Annotated in this window: 4 protein-coding genes; 2 read left to right on the top strand and 2 right to left on the bottom strand. The window is 48.7% G+C overall.

Annotation, left to right across the window (positions count from 1 at the left end):
* Window positions 1-391 precede the first annotated feature (391 nt).
* Entirely contained in the window at window positions 392-736 is a 345-nt protein-coding gene (locus ACR0DX_RS22560) for a hypothetical protein (RefSeq protein ID WP_170355050.1), read from the bottom strand.
* Between the two features lie 184 nt (window positions 737-920).
* On the opposite strand from ACR0DX_RS22560, the gene gltS reads away from it, so the two are divergent.
* On the top strand, window positions 921-2,156 hold the full coding sequence (gltS, locus tag ACR0DX_RS22555; protein WP_170355051.1) for a sodium/glutamate symporter: 1,236 nt from the start codon (window positions 921-923) through the stop codon (window positions 2,154-2,156).
* Window positions 2,157-2,594: 438 nt separating this feature from the next.
* Here the strand turns inward: gltS and ACR0DX_RS22550 are convergent, their stop codons facing one another.
* Entirely contained in the window at window positions 2,595-3,032 is a 438-nt protein-coding gene (locus ACR0DX_RS22550) for an ion channel (RefSeq protein WP_170355052.1), read from the bottom strand.
* Window positions 3,033-3,370: 338 nt separating this feature from the next.
* Here ACR0DX_RS22550 and ACR0DX_RS22545 point away from each other — a divergent pair, with 338 nt between their 5' ends.
* On the top strand, window positions 3,371-4,630 hold the full coding sequence (locus ACR0DX_RS22545; protein WP_170355053.1) for a BamA/TamA family outer membrane protein: 1,260 nt from the start codon (window positions 3,371-3,373) through the stop codon (window positions 4,628-4,630).
* Window positions 4,631-5,157: the final 527 nt, after the last annotated feature.

The following is a 5,157-nucleotide window of genomic DNA, read 5'->3' as shown; positions in this document are numbered from 1 at the left end:
ATCCAGCTAAAAAGAGCGCCAAGCCGCCAAAAAGTCCCATCCCCAATTGGAGCCAATCTACTTGCTGCTCTGTTGTTTCTGTGGGCTGTGCGTAAGCTGCGTTGAAACTCAGAAAAGCAAAGCCAACAAAAAAGTACGGCAGCAAACGAACTATCGGTTTCGACATGGATCAACCTCCTGCTTTTCGCCGAACCGCATAGAAAAGGGTCGCCAAAATCGACTTCATGCAGCTAGACTCATTCAACCATAGCCTGAAATTGGGAGGACGCGGATTGTTATTGTCTAGCAGAGTTTACGGATTGCCGGCTCGCATACCGCTTCGCGTCCAAAGGGTCTCCTACTCGCCAAGACAGCAAACTTTATTATAAAACTTAAACTGATCGTCGTTTTTTCAGTCAAAGCAATGTTCGAAAAACTCGTCTATCTCACCTGATTGCAAGATTTCGGCTTCTTCCTCGGTGTAAGACTCAGGTACATTTCCGGAATTTCTGAAGCCGACATATTTTTGCGCATAAATAAGGATAATTCCCTGCGCCAATTCGTGGAATACTTGGCTTTCACTTTCTTCCACTTCAATGCCCTGTTTCATGATTTCGTAAACACAGTTTTCGGTGGCTGACAGGATCGTTTCTTCGCCCAAGAATACGTAAGAATGTGTCTTTTCATCTGCGATAGCTGGAACACCAGTTGCGCCGCAAAGGGCGATACCGATAGCGCATTTGATTGAGTGTTTCACGTTGATAGCCCTTCTAGTTTTCATAGGTTGGATATTTGCTGTCAGTGCCAGTCAAATCTAGCCAATGGATCGTTTTGTTGCACCCATGTTCAATCATGCTCTACCGTTGAACGATATATTCTGAATATCTCTGCGGAGCTTGTGAAAGATCGCATAGTCGCACGACGAAGTTGGGAGTTTGTTCATGGCCGAACCGATAGTGGTGGATAGTTTTATTGCTGTGACACTAGGCATCGTTGTGTACTTTCTTGGTTCAAGGCTGACAGAGCGCTTCGCGTTCCTGCGTAAATACTCGATCCCCGAACCGGTTTCAGGGGGCTTGTTGGCGGCACTTGTAACGTTGGGCGTGGTAACCGTGACCGGGCGAGAAGTCGTTTATGATCTTGCTTCGCGCGACTCTTTGCTGATCTATTTCTTCACCACAATTGGGCTGAATGCGAGGTTTTCTGACCTAGTAAAAGGCGGACCGCTTCTAGGCCTTATGCTTGTACTGACCATTGGGTACATGTTTGTCCAGAACGGAATCGGTATTGTCGGGGCTTCACTATTTGGGTTGCCATCTCAGGCCGGTGTGATGATGGGCACAACATCTCTAATAGGAGGCCACGGTACCGCGATAGCATGGGGCCCAGTGGTAGAAGAGCAATACGCTGTGGCGGGCGCAGCAGAACTCGGTATAGCCGCAGCGACGATCGGGTTGATCATGGCGAGCCTGATAGGTGGTCCAATCGCAAGCTACTTGATCGCCCGTGACAAACTAGAACCAAGCGCGAAAGAGAAAACTGCGGCTGCCAATTCCAACGAAAAAGGCAGTGAGGCGGCTGCTTCAAACGATCCAATCGGCGGTGCGACGAATCCTGGAATGATGAGAGCTATTCTTTGGACACATCTCGCAATTGTGCTCGGCTTCATTGCAGATGAATCGCTGGAATTAACCGGAGCAAACCTGCCGCTCTTCGTGCCATGCCTTCTTTCCGGTATTTTAATTGCAAACCTGATGCCCAGAGTTTTTCCAAAGATCAAGACGCCAACGGGGACGGCCTCCTTACAACTATTGCAAGACTTCTCACTAGCGGTGTTTCTCTCAATGTCCCTAATGAGTATGCAACTTTGGACTTTGGCGGGTTCTGCTGGCGTTTTGGCCATCACTATGACGCTTCAAGCTGCGGTTGCGGCTGTTTTCATCATATTCGTTGTCTATCGAACAATGGGGCGAAACTACTTTGCTGGCGTGATGTCGGCAGGTTTCGCGGGTTTCGCTCTTGGAGCTACACCAACGGCCATAGCAAATATGACGGCTGTGACGCATAAGTATGGCCCATCTCCGCTTGCCTTCATTGTACTTCCGCTGGTTTCAGCTTTCTTTGTCGATATTGCCAATGCATTCATTATCCAATTGTTTGTCTCGAACTTACCTTAGATTCAGGCTTAATTGAGTTTCATAGCCAGAAGTTGACCGCTGCAGCCAAAGCGATAGCGGGGAAGAACGTCGTTGGGTAACAAGCGTATCGTCTTGCGATACGCGACCAAAAAAATTATCTCGATAGGGCTCCGGCGTTACAACGACGCTTATCGGATTGGGCGGACTTTTTGCGTTGCTTTTGTCCTGGGATATAGACGTTTATCCATTTGCTTCTCAATCTTCGGTGTAGGTCGTGTCCGAAATTAGCCCAACTGGAAAGCTATTATCATCATTTGGGCACTTCATGCTGACGCGGACCTTTTATTTAGCGGGATTGGTCGGGCATGCTACGTTCCAAGAGGGGGTAATAGAGCCCAATTGAAGGTCTTTTCAACACATTTAACAGCAGAGTTTATCGAGTAGAGAAAACTCCCGCTGGACCCCAAGTGCAATTTACTAGTCTTTCAAGCCGCGCTGCATCCTTCCCACGTGGCGAAAAATGTCGGTGAGCATTGCCGTCATCAAACCAAACATGAAAAAACCGTTTGCACCCGTCATCCCGCCAAGTAACCTCTGGTGCTGTGGGACGACTACATCGCCAATACCCAAGGTCGTATACGCTACCAATGAGTAGTACACCGCCTCTTCCAGCGTGCTGAATACTGACATCTGCAAAAAAACTAGGGCCCACAACCAAACGCCAAATGTGGTCACGCTCATTATGCAAACCACGACCATGATCAAAACTACCACGAATGACATAAATCGGTTGTCCGAATGTCGAAGCCACGGCTCCATTTTTTCAAGTACCTCATTGAGAACGCCCCACATTATCGCGCCTGTCATAATTGAGAACAGCGTGATAACTGAGCCCAGCAACAATTGACCAATCACGAGACTTTCTCCTTTGCCGTTTCTTGTACCGGTGCCGCCAAGGCAAAAGTTGCTTCGCACAGAGGTCCGCGCGCGGCACATGATTTTAAAGGTCGAAGGCGGTAACCCTAAGATTTCGAGTGCGGCTTATTTCTCCAGAACCAACTTTCTGCGTATCGCGAAGTAGCATTCGTCAGTTTTTAAATCGTCACACCGAAACATTCTTTTACCGGTAGCGCTCAAATCATTATCAAAATCCTTCGACCTTTTATATTCTAAAATACGAATGCAAAAAAGGGGGGGTGGACTTGATTTCTGAGGTGCCAAAGCCACGCGATTGCAGACCGAACGCGGTCGCCATGCAACTTTTGGCCTTGTTTCTCGTGTTTAGCGCTTTAACGCCTTCGGTGTTGGCTGAGGAAGTTGAGGACTATTCCGGTCTCAGACTCAGCCTTCCATTTGCCTTTTATAATGAAACATTTGGTCTGAGCGCAGGCTGGGTAGAAGGACGGGTAGGTTACCTGCAACCTCAGGCCAGGATACTTGGCACTATTATTGCTGGTGACACTGGCTCAGCAACAGGTTTTCTTGCTGCGGAAGACTTACAGGTCCCTCGATGGAAGCGCCTCTTTATCGATCCCATATTTTCTCTCGGTTATTACAACGACGCAGACACATATGTAGACGGCAATCCGGATTTCGCAGGGGAGCGAGCTGGAACGAATGACTCGAACAAAGACAACTTTGTCACAGGAAGCGGTTCGGACGTGTTTTCGCGAGTCCGGTTCAAGTATCTTTTGCCGATAGGTCACGGGCGCAATCAAGTTGTTCCTGACTACAGTTTTCGCGATGGCTTCCTGGTTTCCGGCGCGACAGGTGGATTGTCTCTGAACCCATTTGAAAGTGGGCGAAGCTTTTTTGAGATAAGGCCGTTTCACAGAGCGTTGGTGAGCGACGGAGATGATTTCGACGGCGAGTTACGAACGAATGGTCTTGATTTCGTCTACTTCTGGGATAACCGTGACTTTCCGGTGAACCCCACGAAAGGCGTTGGCCTCAAGCTGCAATACTCAAGGGATTTCGGCTGGTTTGACAGCACAGATTCCTGGACTGTGATGCAGGCTGAATTTGATGCCTATCACGATTTTGGTGAGTCTGCGTGGTTTCGTAGTCGTGTGCTTGCATTCGATTTCTGGACTGCAGACACACCGTCATGGAGTGAAAATGGTGGAGTTATCTCCAATCGTCCTCCTCCTTACACTGGAGCCACGCTTGGAGGTTTGTTTCGTATGCGCGGCTTTCCGGAAGAGAGATTCAATGATCGTTCTGCCATCTACTATTCTGCGGAACTTCGCATGACCCCGTATTGGAATCCATTCGACCAATGGCCCGCCGCCCAAGAATTGCTGGGTGTTGAGTGGGTGCAGGTTGTTCCATTTGGTGAGATGGGCCGCGTCGCAGGCAGTTACGATCTTGGTGAACTGCATTCTGACATGAAATGGAGCGCTGGTATTGGGTTGCGCGCATGGGTTCAAGGCTTTGTAGTCAGAGCAGATACCGCATTTTCTGACGAAGGTGTCAGGCTGCAGATGATGATTGGACAACCATTTCAGTTTTGAAATGAACGCAGTTTCCTTCAGCCCAAAATAACTTTTTCTAAGCTCTGGAAATCTTGGAAACCAATTTTCGAAGTGCTAATTGTGAAGGTAGTGGTATGTGTCACATCAATAGCTTGAGTGCGAGTGTTAAATACAATTGCTAGCCATGCACTCCCGCCTGCCAATGCATCCTCTTGTAAGGAACGCCTGTAAAGTCGCTTTAATCCAGCGCCATTCAAGCCAGCTACAAGCTTTAGTCGACCCTGCTCATCTGTTGAGTTTTTGGCACTTCAATAGTCGGCGTCTGGAAGACGGAACTGTATTTCTTAGGAACCACTTTTGTGGATCAGCTCTGAGGGACATGTTTACAACAAAGAAGGCTTCGAGCAGAACTTTCTTGTCCGGCCCATTGTATCAGTGAAACTTGGTCTCTCCCGCGCTCTCAGAAACCGTTGTTCCTTTTTCGCCACGCACTGCCGCAGGGACTTCAGCAAGGGCGCAAATGATCGCTCGACCGCCCGAGGATCGCACAAAGTCTTGCGCAGCCT

It is taken from the genome of Ruegeria sp. D3, from assembly GCF_056534465.1.
The sequence above is the reverse complement of the archived record's forward strand: the minus strand, read 5'-3'. Positions and strand labels throughout refer to the sequence as shown.

Coding starts and splice junctions, on each gene's coding strand:
- gltS (WP_170355051.1), top strand. CDS start 921: ATGGCCGAACCGATAGTGGTGGATAGTTTTATTGCTGTGACACTAGGC.
- ACR0DX_RS22545 (WP_170355053.1), top strand. CDS start 3,371: ATGCAACTTTTGGCCTTGTTTCTCGTGTTTAGCGCTTTAACGCCTTCG.